This window comes from Noviherbaspirillum sp. (assembly GCF_035944575.1).
Taxonomy (GTDB): Bacteria; Pseudomonadota; Gammaproteobacteria; order Burkholderiales; family Burkholderiaceae_D; genus Noviherbaspirillum.
Genome location: NZ_DASZBA010000008.1, coordinates 1 through 16,737, shown reverse-complemented (window position 1 = coordinate 16,737; position 16,737 = coordinate 1). Strand labels below are relative to the sequence as shown.

General features: G+C 58.3%; 16 protein-coding genes. 3 read left to right on the top strand and 13 right to left on the bottom strand.

All coding sequences use genetic code 11. The annotated features are described in order from the left end of the window. On the bottom strand, positions 1-551 hold a 551-nt coding region (gene fliF, locus VGU61_RS00310; RefSeq protein WP_326857083.1), incomplete at its 3' end, for a flagellar basal-body MS-ring/collar protein FliF. A 224-nt stretch (positions 552-775) separates the two neighbouring features. Here fliF and fliE point away from each other — a divergent pair. From fliE to VGU61_RS00295, 3 genes are all read left to right on the top strand, one after another. Beyond that, complete coding sequence (gene fliE / locus VGU61_RS00305) at positions 776-1,126, top strand: flagellar hook-basal body complex protein FliE (protein WP_326857082.1); 351 nt, start codon at positions 776-778, stop codon at positions 1,124-1,126. Between the two features lie 546 nt (positions 1,127-1,672). Beyond that, complete coding sequence (locus tag VGU61_RS00300) at positions 1,673-2,842, top strand: zinc-dependent alcohol dehydrogenase (protein ID WP_326857081.1); 1,170 nt, start codon at positions 1,673-1,675, stop codon at positions 2,840-2,842. A 33-nt stretch (positions 2,843-2,875) separates the two neighbouring features. Further along, on the top strand, positions 2,876-3,535 hold the full coding sequence (locus VGU61_RS00295; RefSeq protein WP_326857080.1) for a hypothetical protein: 660 nt from the start codon (positions 2,876-2,878) through the stop codon (positions 3,533-3,535). Positions 3,536-3,590: 55 nt separating this feature from the next. On the opposite strand, the gene VGU61_RS00290 is transcribed toward VGU61_RS00295, so the two are convergent. From VGU61_RS00290 to VGU61_RS00235, 12 genes are all read right to left on the bottom strand, one after another. Beyond that, positions 3,591-4,355 (bottom strand): flagellar brake protein, encoded by a 765-nt coding sequence (locus tag VGU61_RS00290; protein ID WP_326857079.1) that lies wholly within the window; start codon positions 4,353-4,355, stop codon positions 3,591-3,593. 285 nt (positions 4,356-4,640) lie between these two features. Continuing rightward, the gene (locus tag VGU61_RS00285) at positions 4,641-4,928 is read right to left on the bottom strand and encodes an EscU/YscU/HrcU family type III secretion system export apparatus switch protein (RefSeq protein ID WP_326857078.1); all 288 of its coding nucleotides are present in this window, start codon (positions 4,926-4,928) and stop codon (positions 4,641-4,643) included. Then, complete coding sequence (locus tag VGU61_RS00280; RefSeq protein ID WP_326857077.1) at positions 4,915-6,168, bottom strand: flagellar hook-length control protein FliK; 1,254 nt, start codon at positions 6,166-6,168, stop codon at positions 4,915-4,917. The genes VGU61_RS00285 and VGU61_RS00280 overlap by 14 nt, the downstream gene beginning before the upstream one ends. Before the next feature lie 4 nt (positions 6,169-6,172). Continuing rightward, positions 6,173-6,508 carry a flagellar protein FliT gene (locus VGU61_RS00275; RefSeq protein ID WP_326857076.1) on the bottom strand — a complete coding sequence of 112 codons (336 nt, stop codon included), beginning with the start codon at positions 6,506-6,508 and terminating at the stop codon, positions 6,173-6,175. Positions 6,509-6,514: 6 nt separating this feature from the next. Then, on the bottom strand, positions 6,515-7,015 hold the full coding sequence (gene fliS / locus VGU61_RS00270; RefSeq protein ID WP_326857075.1) for a flagellar export chaperone FliS: 501 nt from the start codon (positions 7,013-7,015) through the stop codon (positions 6,515-6,517). A 12-nt stretch (positions 7,016-7,027) separates the two neighbouring features. Next, positions 7,028-9,043 carry a flagellar filament capping protein FliD gene (gene fliD, locus VGU61_RS00265; RefSeq protein WP_326857074.1) on the bottom strand — a complete coding sequence of 672 codons (2,016 nt, stop codon included), beginning with the start codon at positions 9,041-9,043 and terminating at the stop codon, positions 7,028-7,030. A 260-nt stretch (positions 9,044-9,303) separates the two neighbouring features. Then, the gene (locus VGU61_RS00260; protein ID WP_326857073.1) at positions 9,304-9,675 is read right to left on the bottom strand and encodes a flagellar protein FlaG; all 372 of its coding nucleotides are present in this window, start codon (positions 9,673-9,675) and stop codon (positions 9,304-9,306) included. Between the two features lie 75 nt (positions 9,676-9,750). Then, positions 9,751-11,217, bottom strand: a complete 1,467-nt coding sequence (locus VGU61_RS00255) for a flagellin (RefSeq protein WP_326857072.1) — start codon at positions 11,215-11,217, stop codon at positions 9,751-9,753. 316 nt (positions 11,218-11,533) lie between these two features. After that, on the bottom strand, positions 11,534-13,153 hold the full coding sequence (locus tag VGU61_RS00250) for a diguanylate cyclase (RefSeq protein ID WP_326857071.1): 1,620 nt from the start codon (positions 13,151-13,153) through the stop codon (positions 11,534-11,536). A gap of 119 nt (positions 13,154-13,272) precedes the next feature. After that, on the bottom strand, positions 13,273-13,917 hold the full coding sequence (locus VGU61_RS00245; RefSeq protein ID WP_326857070.1) for a response regulator transcription factor: 645 nt from the start codon (positions 13,915-13,917) through the stop codon (positions 13,273-13,275). Continuing rightward, positions 13,914-15,377: a PAS domain-containing sensor histidine kinase gene (locus VGU61_RS00240; protein ID WP_326857069.1), complete on the bottom strand. Its 1,464-nt coding sequence runs from the start codon at positions 15,375-15,377 to the stop codon at positions 13,914-13,916. The genes VGU61_RS00245 and VGU61_RS00240 overlap by 4 nt, the downstream gene beginning before the upstream one ends. Positions 15,378-15,390: 13 nt before the next feature. Continuing rightward, positions 15,391-16,737, bottom strand: a 1,347-nt coding sequence (locus VGU61_RS00235; protein ID WP_326857068.1) for a bifunctional diguanylate cyclase/phosphodiesterase, incomplete at its 5' end; no start/stop codon positions are given.

Sequence of the window (16,737 nt, the reverse complement as noted above, 5' to 3'; positions counted from 1 at the left end):
GTTCGGCCGGCATGCAGGTTCAGCAGCACCGATGCGGTGGGCTTCTGCTGGTCCCGTACGAAGACCGACGCCTTAGGCAGGGCGAGATGCACGCGTGCCGCCTGCACTGCCGCCACCGACTGGATCGAGCGGGCCAATTCTCCTTCCAGTGCGCGTTGAAAATTCACCTGCTCATGAAACTGCGATACGCCCAGTTTCTGGTTTTCCATCAGTTCGAAACCGACGCTGCCGCCTTTCGGCAATCCCTGGGATGCCAGCTTGAGCCTGGCGTCATGCACCTGCTCGGCGGGCACCAGGATGGCGCCGCCGCCTTCGGCGAATTTGTAGGGAACGTTCATCTGCTGCAGCGCAGCGACGATCGCGCCGCCATCGCGATCCGAGAAGTTGGCGAACAATACGCGGTACTCGGGCTGCTTGCCCCACATCCAGACGGCGGACATGACAGCGACGACAGCTGCCACGCCGAGCATGAGAAAGAAGTTCCGCCCGCCGGTGGTCTGCGCAAAGCCGACCAGTCCGGGAGCGACAGCGCCGTCCGCTGTTACTGCCATGATGCGCCTCCCGTGATGAAGTTATCAGTGATCGTTTTTGTCATGATTGTTTAGCCAGATTGCCTTAGCGTGAATTGTCAACTTCCCCGCGATATTTGATCGGCGGAATAGAGCGTGCTTTGTACTGCTTATTGTTCGAAGGCGGAAGAAGCGGGCTGGTAAGGTAGCGGTGTGAAAAATTGCCGTCATGGCGCATGCCGGGCGGTGGAGTCAAGGAGGAAGCAATGAAAGTCGGCATCGATACCGGGCGCATCGAAGCGATGGTGGCGCAGCTCAAGGCCGCCGCAACCCGCCCGCAGGGCGGCATCAATGGCATAGAGGACGGCGTGGCGACCGGCAAGCCGGTGGCGAAGGCGGATTTCGCCGATGCGCTGAAAGCCAGCCTCGATCAGGTCAACAGCGCGCAAAAGAAATCGGAAACGCTCGGCAAGCAATTCGCCATGGGCGACGACAGCGTCAACCTGTCGGATGTGATGATCTCGATGCAGAAAGCGAGCATCTCGTTCCAGGCGACGGTGCAGGTACGGAACAAGCTGGTGTCTGCGTATCAGGACATCATGAATATGCAGGTGTAGCTTTCCTTTCTCCTTGGACGAAAAATCCACAGCTCAACTTCCGCTGCTCCCAAAATTATTCTTTCGGCTGTGCCGATGTGGCATGCAGACCCGGCGGACGACCTTCCTGGTTTCTGCCGTCATGAGCGACCGCATGGTTTTCCATAGCAGCGGACGGTCTTTATCGTCGCTGCTGTCTCATTTCCCATCCGCACTAATTCGCTGACCGGCTGTTTCGGCGCTTTCCTTTTCCCAGGGCGGCTATCCATTCCGCCGTTACACGGACGATCCCTGTCCAATTGCCGGTCGTTTTGTTATCAAAATTAAATTGAACTTCGGCGCTGCTGTTGTTTCTGAATTGTTATCTTTTCCCGGGCAGGCGTTTCGAGATACCAGTCCGGACCGAAGACTCTTCCCGAGTCTTATTGGAAACCCGTATCAGGATTCCGGGAAAACAGCGCAGCAGCGGCCAAACAATGTCAGGCGTCACGAATCTCTCGAACAGACACCCGGCATGAATGATCGGCGAGCGGCGGCTATCACAATCTTTGCGGATAGGAGAACGATATGTTGGCGATGAATTACAGAGGTCCGTTTCGGGTGCGTGCACAGCAGAAACCTGATCCGGTTATTGAACATCCGAATGATGCAATCATCCGCGTCACGCGTTCATGCATCTGTGGATCGGACTTGCACCTGTACCACGGCCTTGTCCCCGATACACGGGTGGGCATGACGTTCGGCCACGAGTTCACCGGCATCGTCGAGGAGGTCGGACCGTCGGTGCAGAATCTGAAGGTCGGCGACCATGTCCTGGTACCGTTCAACATCTTCTGCGGTTCGTGTTTCTTCTGCGAAAAGGAGCTGTACGGCAACTGCCACAACACCAATTCCGAAGCCACGGCGGTAGGCGCGATCTACGGCTATTCCCATACCGCCGGCGGCTATGATGGCGGGCAGGCGGAGTATGTCCGCGTGCCGATGGCCGATGTCGGTCCCACCATCATTCCCAAGGACCTCGATGTCGATGACGCGGTGCTGCTCACGGATGCCTATCCGACGGGATATCAGGCCGCGGAGATGGGGGACATCAAGCAGGGAGACACCGTGGTGGTTTTCGGCGCGGGACCGGTAGGTATCTTTGCCGCCAAGTCGGCATGGCTGCTCGGTGCCGGCCGGGTCATCGTGGTCGATCATGTGGAGTACCGGCTTGAATTCGTGAAGAATTTCGCCCAATGCGAAATCGTTAATTTCAAGGATGTGCGGGACATGGCGCTGCACATCAAGAAGATGACCGACTGGCTGGGCGCGGACGTGTGCATCGATGCCGTCGGCTGCGAAGCGGCCGGGAATGCGGTCCAGAGCCTGACCGGGCGCTTCGTCCCGCTGCAGGCGGGAGCGGCCACCGCGCTGCACTGGGCAATCAATTCGGTGCGCAAGGGCGGCACGGTATCGATCGTCGGCGTCTACGGGCCCACCTTCAATGCCGTTCCTATCGGCAATGCGATCAACAAGGGCCTGACGCTGCGCATGAATCAGGCGAGCGTCAAGCGTCACCTTCCGAGACTGATCGAGCACATTCAGGCCGGACGCATCGATCCGAAGCAGATCATTACCCACCGCGTGCCCCTGGAGGAGATCTCGGATGCGTATCACATCTTTTCAAGCAAGCTCGACAACTGCATCAAGACCGTGCTGATCCCGCCCCGGGCTGCCCAGGCGGGACTGATCCATTAACCACCTGCGCGCATTGTATAAGGAGCATATTGTATGGAAGCAGATCGAAACGAATCGGCACGGACCGCTACGCCGTCCGTTGGCGCATTGCAAACATCCGGTCAGGAAACGGGATCGTCGCTTGTGCTCAGCCAGCAGCCACAGCGCGACAACGCAGGGCAGAATCGGCGCGACCCCAGTCTGAAGAGCGAGGAAACGCATTCGCATATTCAAGGCTGGGCTGCGGACCTTGATCATGCGAACCGGCCGGCTTACCCGATGGAGCGCACCCCGCCACGGCTGGACAATGTTCACTGGGATCGCCCGGAAGACCAGCCGATCAGGATGAAGGTCTACCATTCCACGGAAAGGCAGGGCGTCACGCCGGTGTTCGGCACCAGTACGCCGCCGTCCGGTCTGAGCGGCAAGATCCGCGACGTCGCGTATTCGCTGACCGAAAACGACATCCGCCATTGGCTGCTCCTGCTGCTGGCCGATCGTGTGAACATGGTCGAGGGAATCGGCGAGGATCTCATGAGCGGGCATATACCCAACATCTTCGCCGAGATGGGCATCAAGTCGGAATGGAAGTACAACCGGGCCGGATTGATACGCAAGGTTGCAGTGACGACGGCGGTGGCGGGGCTGGGCTACTACCTGCTCAGGCGCGGAAGGCCGCAGTGGAAGTACAAGGTGCCGACATCACCGTTGTGATCGCCAACGGGTCCGGCATGCACGACGAAACTGAGCGTTGTGCATACCGGATCCGTCAGTTCATTCCTGTCGCTCTTGCATTCTGTTCCCGCTCCAGTTTCGTGATGTAGCGCTGCACCGCGGCCAGCATCGGCTTTGGCAGATCCACGAACAGGCAACCGATCCGCCGGCTGGTCTTCCCGTTCGGCAGGGTCGTGTCGTAGCAATTGCGGATCTGCAGCGTGGCCACGACAAGCGTGCCGCCCGGCAGGTCGATGCGGCAGTTGTGATAGATGCGGCCCACCGTGTTGTCCAGCAGTCGTTTCTCATCGACGATCGCGATGCCGCCGCCGCTGACATTCTGCAGCGGCATCACGACGGTCGACCCCGCATTGCCATCCTCCTTGGGGATCTGGATGGTGCAGCGGATCGGATTGGCGATCGGCGTCGGGACACGGTAATGTTCGCGCCGCTGAAGGCGGACCACGCTAGTCGGAAGATCAATGCACAAGGCGGGCGAGTCGCCGTAAATGCATTCGGAAAGCCGCGGTGCAAAGAACAGGATGCGAATATTGTCGAGTACGCTTTCGAAAGCGATATTTTCTCCTTCCAACATGCGCTCATTTACGGCGTTGCTGGGCGAGCGGTCGATCACGACAATGCCGCTTTCTTCTTCCAGTTCAAGAACCGTGGTGATCACCGAGTCGGCGCCGCCGTCGGCATGCATGGTGAGAATCTGTTTGCGTTCCTGCAGGGCGCGTAGCAGCGTGATGATTTCACGGCGCGAGCTGACTTGGTAAGGCGTCAAATCGTCGACACCGAAATGCTTGTTGAATCCCATCTGCTTATCCTGATCTACATAGTGTAAGGCTGCTGTGCGTTCCTGGCGTGGTTCCCGGAATGGGGCGGGGAGCGAATTTTAGTCCCGTAGTGCGCGACCGTCACATTTGTACGGGCGCGCATCGCGGAACGACCTTGCTCCTTGCACCGTCCTGAGAACCACTCCGGACCTTATTTGAAAAACCGGTCGGGGGCGATATCGGATCGGCGATGTACGCCGCACTGGTGTGCGACATCGCTTTTCCGTCCGACCTCGACCCGCTTCCCGGAGTTCTCAAGCGCTCTATTATTCCGGCGGTTCTCCGCCTTGCCTTGCGGCCTCGATATGGTATAGCCATGCCAGCAATTCCGCCACTGCGCGATACAACGCAGGCGGGATGTGTTGGTCCAGATCCACCTGCATCAGCAGGGCGACCAATTCTCTTGATTCATGAACGAATACGCCATGTTCCTTGGCTCGGGCAATGATCTGCTCGGCGATCAGGCCGCGCCCGCGCGCCACGACCTTGGGCGCGAGGTCGCCGCTCTGATAGGCGAGGGCAACTGCGTTCTGCCTGGCGTCAGGGCGTTTCATCGATTTTTACCGTGAATACGTCCAGCGGCGATCCGGCTGCCAGCATCGCGTCGGCCAGCGCCGCCCCATGGGTGCGCAGTGTCGCGGCAATGTCCTCTGATGCCGCACTGACATTGACCTGAACCCGGTCCCCGCTGAGAACGATCCTGGCAGCGACCGGCCCGAGGGTCGGCAGCTCGAAACGCACGACACTGGTCCAGGCCGCGAGGTCGTAGTCCGCGCCGCCGGTGCCATCTTTGCGGACCGCAGGGTCTCGTTGCTGTGTATCGCGGCTGATCTCCCATTGCATCGGCACGCCAGGCCACACTTCACCTTGCCAGCGCACCTGTTGCTGTTCCAGCGTGTGCAACTGCAAATTGACGATGCGTGCCGCTTCGGGCTTGATCGACTCGGTCGCAGACGCGACCTGCACAGCGCCGTGTGCACGAGGGTCATCCGCCGGCGGCTGGTGATAGACAATTACGTCGGCATCGAGATCCTTGTTCTGCGGCAGCGCCTGCATGTCGAGCAATCGGCTCATCAGCTCGGCGTCGTTTGCCAAGGCGGGCAACAGATTGTTCCCTTCTTGCCTGGCTTCCATGCCGCGTGACTGGACAGAGGGTGGTGTGGCGGCTGACAGGCTCCGCGGGGAGGGCGCCGCAGGATTACCCCCTCCGGTGCCCGACGCAGGTTCTCCCAGCGCAGCCTGTGGTTCCTGCAGCAAGGCGGCCAATGGCCGGCGACCGCTGATCCACTCATGCAAATGAGATTCATAGAAAACGCCGCTCCCGGCGACTTCGCTCTGCAGCCGTGCCGCGACTTGCTGTGCGTCGATTTCCGATGCGTTTGCCGCCAGCGGGGTTTTTGCCATCACGGCGGCGTGGGTGGCGTCCTGCCGCGCCGCCTGCAATATCTGATCGATCAGCCGTCCGGCATGACTGAGCGATGCGGTGTCACTCGCGGTTTGCCGGACCAGCAGAAAAGCAGGCCGCGGCGCCTTGGCCACCAGCGTCATCACCACATTGTCACCCACGCGCGTCCCCGACGGCAGCGCCATGCGCGCGACCGTGTCGCCGATCTTGACTGAAAACGTACCGTCGTCCAATCTCGAAAGGACGCTCGCCAGCATTTCCTTTCCGAGGGCAATCTGCGTCAGGCGTTGGAAAATTTCCTGGCGCGCATCCGCGCTCGCGGTGACGGGCGACGCCGCTTCGACCGCGCTAACGGGCCGTGATGTCTTGAGGTCGGCCCGGGGCAACATGGTGCTAACCGGATTGGCCGGAACCGTAGGCCTTGGATAACTTGCGCTCGGCGCCGGTGCTGTTGATCATGGCGGAAAGTTGTGCCATCCATGGCTCCGTGAGGTTGCGGATCTGGCGGTCGTCTTCCAGGATCTTGCGGATGATGCGCGCCTTTTGCTCGCGTGCAGATCCGGTCATCGGCTCCCGCGGTTCCGCCTTTTTAATGATATCGACTTGGCTGGAGCAGCGTGATTCCAGCGCCGCCAGCCTTTCCCAATCACTGTCGCGGGCGGCGGCCAGCATCTGGTCGGTAATGACGGCAACGTTCTCGTAAAGCGAAATGATTTCCTGACTAGTCATCTATTCTCAAGCCTTTACCATACGGGATTGCATTGGGGCGAGCGAGTCATATGCCGGCATTTTCGGTGCGCTCTGCACGGCGGCCTGGGCTGGTGGCTGGGCCGCTGCAACGGCTGGCGCCGGCGCAATCGACTCCCATGCATCTTTCAGACCTTTCAACAATTGATAGATTTCGTCCAGAATCGCGGGCTGGTTTTTCAGATTGGCGATCACAAGCCGGCTGCTCATGTACTCGTAGAGCGCATCGAGATTGAGCGCGATTTCGCCGCCGACTTTCTTGTCCAGGCTGGCGCGCAGGCCTTCATCGATGATAGTAATGGCCTTGGAAATCGACTTGCCCTTGGCCTTTACATCTCCGGCCTGCATCTGCTGAATGGCGGAACTGATGGCGACCATTGCGCCTTCGAACAACATCACGACCAGCTTGTGCGGACTGGCCGCAACGACACCGGTTTCGACACCGACCTTGGCATAGGCGTTCGCGCCGCTATTCGTTGATCCAAACATCGTGTATCCCCTTTATTCTACTTTTGGCAAGTTAGCCAATTGTTGCTGCAAAAAATTGCTGGTAGTACTCATGCTGCTGATCGCAGTATCGAGTGCGAGGAACTGCGCCCTGTAGCGCCGTTCGGTTTCAGCGAGCCGGGTGTTGATCGTTTCACGGCTCCGGTCAATATCCTTGATGCTATTGCTGATACCTGATGTACGTCCGGAGATCAGGCCACTTGATCCAAGAAATGTATCGACGAGTTTGCTGAGTTGATCCGCGAAACCACGTGAAAAGTTAACTGTGCCACGGTTACCAATTGCGCCCCCGGTAATTTGAAGTTTCAATCCCTCCGAGGCAACGCCTGTGGCAGCGGTCAACGTCTGTCCGGAACCAGAAGCCAGCGAGCCGTCGATGGTGCCAGCCACATTTTGTCCTGTTGTCGCGACCGGCAGATTTCCAAACAATGTCGCAACGTCGGTGCCTGTGCCACTACTGATGCTGACGCTGGAGGCGGACCCGAAGCGAGCCGACGCGATACTCAGGAACCCGCCGCTGTCGACATTGGCGGTTACCGATGAACCAGCAGCGCCAAAGGCGGCGGTGCCGTTGACGGCTGACTGCAACATGGCGGCCAACTGCGCCGAACTGTAACTGCCGCCGGCGAGCGCGACACTAGCGGTGGTGCCGTCCAGAGTAATATTCAACGAAGTTCCGTCGGCAATTACCGTTGGACCGGGATTCAGGTTGAGGTTGCCGACGAAGCTGCCTTGGGTTGCCAGTGCCGTGAGGTTAACCGCATATTTGCCCGGCTTCGTTGCGGCACTGGATCCGATTACGCTGGTGAGGCTATCCGTGCTGGTGCCAACCGCAGCAAAAAGTGCGCCGACGTCAGCCACGCTGGTATTGATGGCGTTTTGCAGTTTGGCTGAATCCACCGCCAGTGAACCATCCTTCTGAAAACTGACGCCGACATCCGAAAGCGTTCGAAAGGCGCCACCGGAATCGGACACCGCTGTCGACAGCATCTGCCGTATGCTATTTTGCACCGTCCTGACGGTCGGGTCGCCCAGCAATAGTCCAGCCTCTTTCGTGGCAGGATTGTAGGCCGTCAGTTTCTTCAATGTGTTGTTGATGTCGTTGTAGGCCTTGACAAAACCGTTCACCGCCGACGTAACGCCAGCAGTATCGCGGTTGATCGCAAGTGTCGTGCTGCCGGCTTTGCTGACGTTCAGGGTCACGCCCTGAATTGCATCGGCAACCGTCTTGGTTGCACTGTTGATGGTAATTCCGTTGACGGTGAGCACGGTGTTTTGTGCGACGGTCGTTTCGGTCATTTTCTGTCCAGACCCATCGGCCGGGTTGTAGGAGAGCAGGTCCTGCAATGCCGAATCACCAGTCGCGGAAATCTTCATACTCGACGTCAAGCCCGTTTTGGTAGACGTGAAGACGAGATAGTTCGGTGTAGCACTGCCATCGGAGACGATTGTCGCGGTAACACCTATATTTGCCTTGTTGACGGCATCCCGGATGCCTTGCAGCGAGTTGTTGCTGCTGTCGATGGTTACACTGCCGGTGCCGCGTGTGGGATCCTGAGTGAAGGTTGCCCCGTCATATACGCCGCCGGTTGACGTGCCGCCGGCGATCGTGCCGAATTGGAAGGTGAGCGTGGTTGTTGCTCCGCTGCCGATGGTTGCTGATGTCGTCGCCTGGGCGGCTGTCTTGATGGTCTGGGACTGCGCCAGGGTACTGACGTTGATATTGTAATTTCCCGGCACCGCTTGGCCACTGGCGGATGCGGTGACAATGGAGGAATCAGCGGACGTCGCTGTAAGCGCCTGGAATTTTGCCGGCGTGCTCAAACCGTTGACCGCGGATTGAAATGCCCCGAGCGCTCCGCTGACATTGCCGTACGCGGCCAGCTTTGCCTGAAAACCCGCCTCTTTCTTGGCAAGCGCGGTTAGCGGCTGCGATTCCACCGCCATCAGCTGCTTGATGATGCTGTTGACATCCAGATTGGAACCGATGCCTGGGGATGAAAGCGCCACTGCGGACTCCTGCGAAAATTTGAACTGACTATAGCCTGTTATCGGCAGGGCCAATCCGGACTTTAGAGGAGGATTTACCTGCCTGTTTCCAAAGGAGCAAACAAGACGAAGCTGACACGCTGGAAGCGATGGGGGGCAGCCGGAAGGAGGTACGCAAGGGCAAGGAGGCGGGGGAAGCATGCCTTGTCGGATTGGCAAGCATGTGGAAAATTGGCCGAACGCCTGGAATACAATCGAACGTCAGGCCAGGTCAGACTTGATCAGGCCTGTTGATTAATAAGCACGCCTTGCATGCGGTCGAGCGCCTTGGCAATTTCCAACGCTTCTTTCGACGGGAGCTGGCGTATCACCTCATTGGTCTGCTGGTCCACGACCTTGACGATTGTCCGGTTACTGTCTTCGTCGACCGAGAATTCGAGGTCTTGGGACATTGCTTTCATCGTCTTGTTGAGATTCTGGATCGCTGTCTTTAATTGTTCCTGACTTGGAACCGGAGCGGTTTCGGAAACGGCTGATGCAATTTCAACCGGTATCAAGGTCGATTTTGATGTCACAGAAGCAGCGGTGACGGCAGATGCCGTACTGCGTTCCGGCTGAGATGGGCCTTGGGTTACAAGTGTACGAACGTCCATGACAAACTCCCTGATGGGAAAAAACCCGGTCGGTGGAAACCGACCGGGTTATGCGGCGACTGGTCGGTTTCCCGATTAGCCTCTGAGCAGTGCAAGCACGCCATTTGGCAGCGAGTTTGCTTGAGCCAGCATTGCGGTACCAGCCTGTTGAAGGATCTGGCCGCGGGTCAATGTTGCTGTTTCCGATGCGAAGTCGGTGTCCTGGATCCGGCTGCGCGATGCGGACAGGTTCTCCGACGTCGTCTGCAGGTTCGAGATCACGGAACTGAAGCGATTTTGCACCGCACCCAGGTCAGCACGGGTGCTGTTGACCTGTGCCAGGGCTGCGTCCACAACGCTGATTGCGCTTTGAGCGCCCGCTGCGCTGGACAAGGTCAAGCTGGCGAGGGATGCGAACGCGCTGGTGTTAGTGCCTGCGGCGGCAAATACGTCTGCACCGGCATTCGCAGAGGTGATCTGGCCCTTGTTGCTTGACAGCGACACGGTACCGGTGCGGATCGCCGAGTCGGTGGCCGCGCCGCCTGTCAGTGACACACCCGAGAAGTCGACCGTTTTGGTGGCGCCGGAATTGTTGAAGTCTTCAATTTCGATATTGCGGCCATCTGTCGTCGACAACGTCAACGAATTCTTGCTGCCGTTTGTCGTAAAGCTGGCAGTTACGCCGGTCGCACTGGAAGCGCCGTTGATCGCCGACAGCACTGAAGTCAAGTCTGATGCGTTCGCAACAGTAGCCGAGATCGCTGTGCCATTAAGTTCAAATGTCACATCACCAGCAGAGCCAAGACTTCCCAAGGTTGCGCTGTTGCTCGCGGTTGCAGTGATGCCGATGCCATTGGCAGCGGTGTTGATGGCAGCAGCTATCGTCGTTGCTGATGCATCGGCTGCATAGCCGAAGGCTGCAGTCGTACCGCCCTGTGCAGTCGTCAATGTCAAATCGGCTTCTACCGCGACGTTGTTGCCGGCGGAGACGTCTGCCGCGGCTGCACTGGTGGAACCGGTGACTGTGCCGTCCAATGTCATCGTGTTGCTGCCGAGTGCTGTGGCGCGAGAGTCGGCGATCGAATTCACGTTAATGGTCTGGCCAGCATTTGCACCGATCTGGAATGCTTGGTTGGCAAAGCTGCCGTCGAGCAGGTTCACGCCGTTAAACGATGTCTGGCTGGAGACACGGGAGATTTCCGAAATCAGCTGGCTGGCTTCTGCATCCAGCGCGGCGCGGTCGGAAGAGCTGTTCGTTGCATTCGCGGACTGCACTGCCAGTTCGCGGATACGCTGCAGGTTGTTGCCGATCTCGCCGAGCGCGCCTTCAGCTGTCTGCGCCAGCGAGATACCGTCGTTGGCGTTACGTGCTGCCTGGTTCATGCCCTTGATCTGCGATGTGAAACGGCTGGAAATTGCGAGGCCGGCGGCGTCGTCCTTAGCGCTGTTGATGCGCAAGCCGGAGGACAGACGCTGCAGGGCGGTTTCGAGGCCGGCGGAAGAGGTGCTGAGATTGCGCTGTGCATTCAACGATGCGATGTTGGTATTGATGAATGAAGCCATGTTGATTCTCCTAGTTGGGTGCGAAGGTTCCGCCTTGAGCGTTATCCACTTTGGTCCGCCTCCCTGCTTATTGAGGCTTGCAAACCGCTGTTGTAAGTTGTAACGAACGGAACTGGAAAAACTTTAGGACTAATTTGCGATTATTTTTTCAGTGCCGTCCGTACTCAAGCCGGACACTTGCTTCTTCGGATCAATTAGAAAAATCTTTAACGATTTTTATGCTGCCACCGGAAGCGAATTGTCGATTTGTCATCTATTGACGCTGCGGACTGGGAAAGGAGGAACCCGATTGGTCCGTGCGGAGAGGGAGGGGGTATTATTTTGCGGCGATGACGCGGTTCTTGCCGGCCTTCTTTGCCTGGTAAAGCGCGGCATCGGCGCGCTGGATGAGGGTTGCCTGTTCTTCGCCTGTTATATATATCGCGACGCCGGCGCTGAATGTAATCAGCAGTCGCTCGTGGTTGTACATGAAAATGCGTTTCGTCAGTTCGCGCTGCAGGCGCGTAACGGTCTGCATGGCATCGTCGAGCTGGGTGTCCGGCAGGACGATCAGGAACTCTTCGCCGCCGAATCGGGCGATCATATCCATCGTCCGCAGAGTGTCCTTGATGACGCGAACCAGGTGGATCAGCGCCTGGTCGCCCGCGCTATGGCCGTGAGTGTCGTTCAGTCGCTTGAAATCGTCGAGGTCGAGCAGGGCGATGCACAAGGGCGACTTGCGTCTGTCCGCGCGGGCCAGCTCCCTGCTGAAGACGTCGTCGAGGCCACGCCGGTTGAGGCTGCCGGTGAGTTGATCTTCCATCACAAGTTCGCTCATCTGCCGGAGCTTGGTCTCCAGATCATTGATGCGGGCTTCGGCTTCCTGCACTTCCTTGCGAACCGACATCATCTCGTCGCGTGAACGTAGTGCTTCTGTTTGTGCAGTGCGGGTATCGCGCATCACATCGTCGAGAATCCTGTTTAGTTCCGTGATGTCCGATGCCTTGCCGATTTTTTGCGAGTACTCATCGATCTTCTTGTGGTAATCGCCGGTGCTCGCAGCGATCAACGCGAGCTGATCGATGAAGGTCAGCATCATGGTCTTGACGGTCACTTTGGCTTCCGCAAGGCTATGCTTGAGCAGCCCTTGCTTGTAAATGACTTCCTTGAGGCTGCGCGTCGCGTCCATTAGCGCGCCGTGCGAGATGGGACCTGCAAGCAGGTTCTGGACACCGGCGATCTGTCCGCTCAGCCAAGAATCATCCTCCAGCAATTCGCTGACGTTTTCCAGCAACAGGTTGAAAAGGCGCAGCAGAAGTTCGTGCTCCTCCGCCATGTCGCCGCTTTTCAATTCAATCTTGAAGCAGAGTTGCTTCAACCGCACGCTGACGTCCTGCAAGGCTTGCTCGGTACGCGCTACCTTGATCGATTCCGCCAGCGCCTCGGATTCCCTGGCGAGTTCCGGCGCGCCCTGCAGCAGCGAACTGACCGCCAGGGTCAATGTCCGGGTAAGCAAATCGCGCAACATCCGGGTCTGGTTATCGTCGGAAAAGGAAAAACCCGTCCGGCGGGGAACCGGCGCTTCGGTCTCAGACGCCGCTGAAGGGGGCGGGACCGGGGCAGGGAGCTGTGCCGCGGTATTCTGCGGACCTCTTTTCAGGTACTCGGCAATGAGCAAGTTCAGTTCGCGATTGGTTTCCGCCCAGTTGCGGCCCTCGATCGATCGGGTAAAGCGCCGGACCAGTTCATCGGCGGCAGTCGACACTTCCGAAAGCGTCGCGGCTACGGAAGCCAGCATCTGCTCGGCGCCTGGTTGCGGCACCTGCCCGGCGACTTCCTCGTACACCTGCCTGTAGGCATCCGGTGTGGGGGCGATACGGCGTGCGCCGAGCCGGCGAAATGCTTCGCGGGCTATATCGGCAGGGCTTTGTCCGGCGGGCTTTTCTTTTTCTTGCATGGCATTACAGCAATTGCAGATGGAATTTCCTGGTTTGATTCCATGCTACGACGCCGAAGCCATATCCCAATTGCGAATCAACGGCAAAAAGCCGAGGTAATTCGGAGTTTTGAGCGGTATTACTCGACCAGGTGATTCTTGATCGCGTAGTGAGTAAGCTCCGCGTTGTGCCGCAATTTCATTTTTTGCAACAGGCGCGAGCGGTACATGCTGATGGTCTTGACGGACAGTGAAAGCTCTTCGGCGATGTCGCTTACCGCTTTTCCGGAGGCGATCATGACGAGCGTCTGGTACTCGCGGTCCGACAAGGTTTCATGGGCAGGTACCTCGCGGTCCTCGCCGATCTGGTTGGCCAGTTCCTGAGCCAGCGCGGCACTGATGTACTTGCGGCCGGCGGCAACCTGCCGGATCGCATCCACCAGTTGATCGGGCGCGCTTTGCTTGTTCAAGTACCCCGACGCACCGGCTTTCAGCGACCGGATCGCATACTGGTCTTCCCGATGCATGGAAAGCATGAGCACGGCCAGTTTGGGTGTTTCTTTCTTCACCTGTTTAAGTACCTCGATGCCGCTGCGGTCGGGCATCGAGATGTCGAGCAAAAGTACGTCGGCCCCCTTGCGGGCAAGCTTCACCGCTTCCGCACCGTTTTCGGCGTGACCGGTCACGACGATATCCCGGGTATCCGCAAGTATCTGCTTCAACCCCTCCCGTACGATCGCATGGTCATCGGCGATCAGAATCTTGATGGTTCCTTGTGCTGTCATGATGCGGCCTTCATTAAAAGCTCTTCTGAAACTGTCAATGGAATGCGCAGCGCTACGATGCTGCCGCCCGACGGTGCGTTGCCCACGGTAAGGTTCCCCCCCAGCGCATTTGCCCTTTCAATCATGCCGCGGATGCCGAAGGACTTCGGCTTCAGCCGGTCTGTTGCGCCGATTCCGCGGCCGTTGTCCACGATCTCCAGGCGGAGATTGCGGTTGGTGCGAACGAGCTTGACCGTGACACGGTCGGCATGCGCATGTTTACCGATATTGGTCAGCGCTTCCTGAAAAATACGAAACAGTGCCGTCGCCTGGTCGGAATGCAGCTCGATATCCTTTTTGTTGCATGTGAACTCGCAAGGAATGCCGAACTGCTTCTCGAACTCCGCCGCTTGCCATTCAATCGCAGCGACAATCCCGATGTCCAGTATGCTGGGCCTCAGGTCGACCGCTATACGGTGCACTGCCTCGATGGTTCTGTCCACCAGGGAGTCGACATACACGGCTTTTTCCAGAAGCGCCGCCTCGTCCTTTGGCAGCCGGCGCACCAGCAGCGACAGCGCCATCTTGATCGCCGTCAGATTGCCGCCGAGATCGTCATGGATTTCGCGCGCGATGCGGGTACGTTCGTTCTCCTTGACGGTTTCGACGTGGGCTGAAAGCTCAGCAAGTTGGGCACGCGAACGCTTGATCTCCGCCTCCTCGAGCTTGCTCTGCGTAATATTGGTCATGATGCCTTCCCATTGCACGCCTTGGCCGGGCAGGGAGCGCGGGGTACTGCGCAGGTTGATCCATTTGATGTCTTTCCACTTCTCGATCCACAGGCGACCTTCCCAGTTCCATCCTTTCATGGTCGCTGCGGACGCCGCCATTGTCTCCAGATAGGAAGCACGGTCTTCAGGCAAAACGAGTTCGAGAAAGAGCGACGAATCGGCACGCAGGCTTTCGGCGGTGATGCCCAGCAATGCGTGGCAGCCGTCGCTTAGATAAGGAAACGAGACACTACCGTCGGGTCGCAGCAGGAACTGATACACCAGGCCCGGCGTATTGGACACGATGGCGCGAAACCGCGCTTCGCTTACGCCGAGCGCCTTGGCCGACTCATGGCGTGCACTGATGTCGTTGCCGATCGCGATGAAGGCCGGCGATGCGCCATTTGCGCAATAAAACAGGCGAAACTCGATCGGATACTCGCTGCCATCCTTGCGCACATGGCGGATCTCCAGCGCCGCACGACTTGCATTGCCGGTTTTCAGCGAGTGCAATGTTTCCGCAAGCACGTCCGGCGACAGGCCCGGCGCAATATCCAGCGGTGTCATCCGTGCCATCTCCGTCACCGCATACTGCAGATTCTTGCGGGCAGCCTGATTGACCTGAATAAAGCGCAGGCTCGCGCAATCGATGACGTAGATTTCGCTGAACGAACCCTGCATCACAATTGGAAGCCATTCTGCAAGCATCATGCCCTTGTCTTTCTTATTGATGTAAAGATGGAGTCAACAGCGCCGGGCCGGTCACGAACACGGGCGGCGTCCAATTGACAAGCCATTCAGGCAGCACCTCGGCCGGCATCGGCCGGCTGATGAAGTATCCCTGTCCGATATCGCAGCCCATGCGCGCAAGCAGCTCCCAGACTGCTTCGTTCTCCAAGCCTTCCGCGACGACTTTCAATCCCATATTGTGACCCAAGTCGATCGTCGAGCGCACAATTTTCGCATCGTCCGCGTCCTGTTCCATATTCATCACGAACGATTTGTCGATCTTCAGTTCGTCGACGGGCAACCGCTTAAGGTACGCCAGCGATGAGTATCCTGTGCCGAAGTCATCGATTGACAGGTCGACACCCATTGCATGCAATCTTTCCAGGGTCTGCTGCGCACGAACCGGATCATCCATGATGGCACTTTCGGTAATCTCCAGGCAAAAGCGGGAGGAGGGGACTCCATGCCTCTCGAGAATGTCGCCAAACTTCGCCGGCAAATCCTGGTCGAGCAGGTCGCGGGTGGAAATGTTCACGGATACGCGAAGCGGGAATCCACGCTTCTCCAGTATGCTGCATAGCGCTGCGGATTGATCCAGCATCCATTGCGTAAGGGTTCGGATAAAGCCGGATTTTTCCGCAAACGGGATGAAGCTGTCAGGGAATATCAGTCCCTTCTCTGGATGCGCCCAGCGTACCAGCGCTTCCATGCCGACAACTTCGCCGGTGTCGAGCATGACCTTCGGTTGTACGTACAGGCGAAATTCCCGGCGCTCCGCAGCGCGCCGCAAGTCCCCGAGTAAGGACAGATTTTGTTCACTGCTCTTGTCGATAGCGTGGTCATAGACGACAGCCTCGTTTCCGCCGGTCTTTGCCGCATACATCGCCACCTCCGCTCGACTCAGGACCGTCTCGGCAGTTTCGCCGTGCCGCGGGAATCCGGCGATGCCGATGCCTGCGCCGAGATCGATATTGTGATCATCAATTGAAATCGGCACTTCCAGCGATTTGAGAATTCTTGCTGCAACCGCACGAGCCTCGTCTTCGCACATCCGTGGAAGCAGCGTTGCGAATTCGTCGCCCCCCAGGCGCGCTACTCTGGGAGCGTATTCGCCACCAATCTGGTTCTGCAGTCGTTGCGCAACATGCTGCAGCAATGCGTCGCCCACTGCGTGTCCCAGCACGTCATTTACATTCTTGAAGCCGTCGAGATCCATCATCAGCACATGGCATTCGCCGCCTTCCTCCCTTGTGCGTGCAATGCACTCGTTCAGCATGGTCGCGAATTGCACCCGGTTGGGAAGTCCTGTCAGCGTATCCCAGTAGGCCAGTCGACCGATTTC

What these genes read in the sequence shown, in the direction of transcription:
- fliE (WP_326857082.1), top strand. Translation starts at nt 776, where the DNA reads ATGAAAGTCGGCATCGATACCGGGCGCATCGAAGCGATGGTGGCGCAG.
- VGU61_RS00300 (WP_326857081.1), top strand. Translation starts at nt 1,673, where the DNA reads ATGTTGGCGATGAATTACAGAGGTCCGTTTCGGGTGCGTGCACAGCAG.
- VGU61_RS00295 (WP_326857080.1), top strand. Translation starts at nt 2,876, where the DNA reads ATGGAAGCAGATCGAAACGAATCGGCACGGACCGCTACGCCGTCCGTT.
- VGU61_RS00290 (WP_326857079.1), bottom strand. Translation starts at nt 4,355, where the DNA reads ATGGGATTCAACAAGCATTTCGGTGTCGACGATTTGACGCCTTACCAA.
- VGU61_RS00285 (WP_326857078.1), bottom strand. Translation starts at nt 4,928, where the DNA reads ATGAAACGCCCTGACGCCAGGCAGAACGCAGTTGCCCTCGCCTATCAG.
- VGU61_RS00280 (WP_326857077.1), bottom strand. Translation starts at nt 6,168, where the DNA reads ATGTTGCCCCGGGCCGACCTCAAGACATCACGGCCCGTTAGCGCGGTC.
- VGU61_RS00275 (WP_326857076.1), bottom strand. Translation starts at nt 6,508, where the DNA reads ATGACTAGTCAGGAAATCATTTCGCTTTACGAGAACGTTGCCGTCATT.
- fliS (WP_326857075.1), bottom strand. Translation starts at nt 7,015, where the DNA reads ATGTTTGGATCAACGAATAGCGGCGCGAACGCCTATGCCAAGGTCGGT.
- VGU61_RS00260 (WP_326857073.1), bottom strand. Translation starts at nt 9,675, where the DNA reads ATGGACGTTCGTACACTTGTAACCCAAGGCCCATCTCAGCCGGAACGC.
- VGU61_RS00255 (WP_326857072.1), bottom strand. Translation starts at nt 11,217, where the DNA reads ATGGCTTCATTCATCAATACCAACATCGCATCGTTGAATGCACAGCGC.
- VGU61_RS00250 (WP_326857071.1), bottom strand. Translation starts at nt 13,153, where the DNA reads ATGCAAGAAAAAGAAAAGCCCGCCGGACAAAGCCCTGCCGATATAGCC.
- VGU61_RS00245 (WP_326857070.1), bottom strand. Translation starts at nt 13,917, where the DNA reads ATGACAGCACAAGGAACCATCAAGATTCTGATCGCCGATGACCATGCG.
- VGU61_RS00240 (WP_326857069.1), bottom strand. Translation starts at nt 15,377, where the DNA reads ATGATGCTTGCAGAATGGCTTCCAATTGTGATGCAGGGTTCGTTCAGC.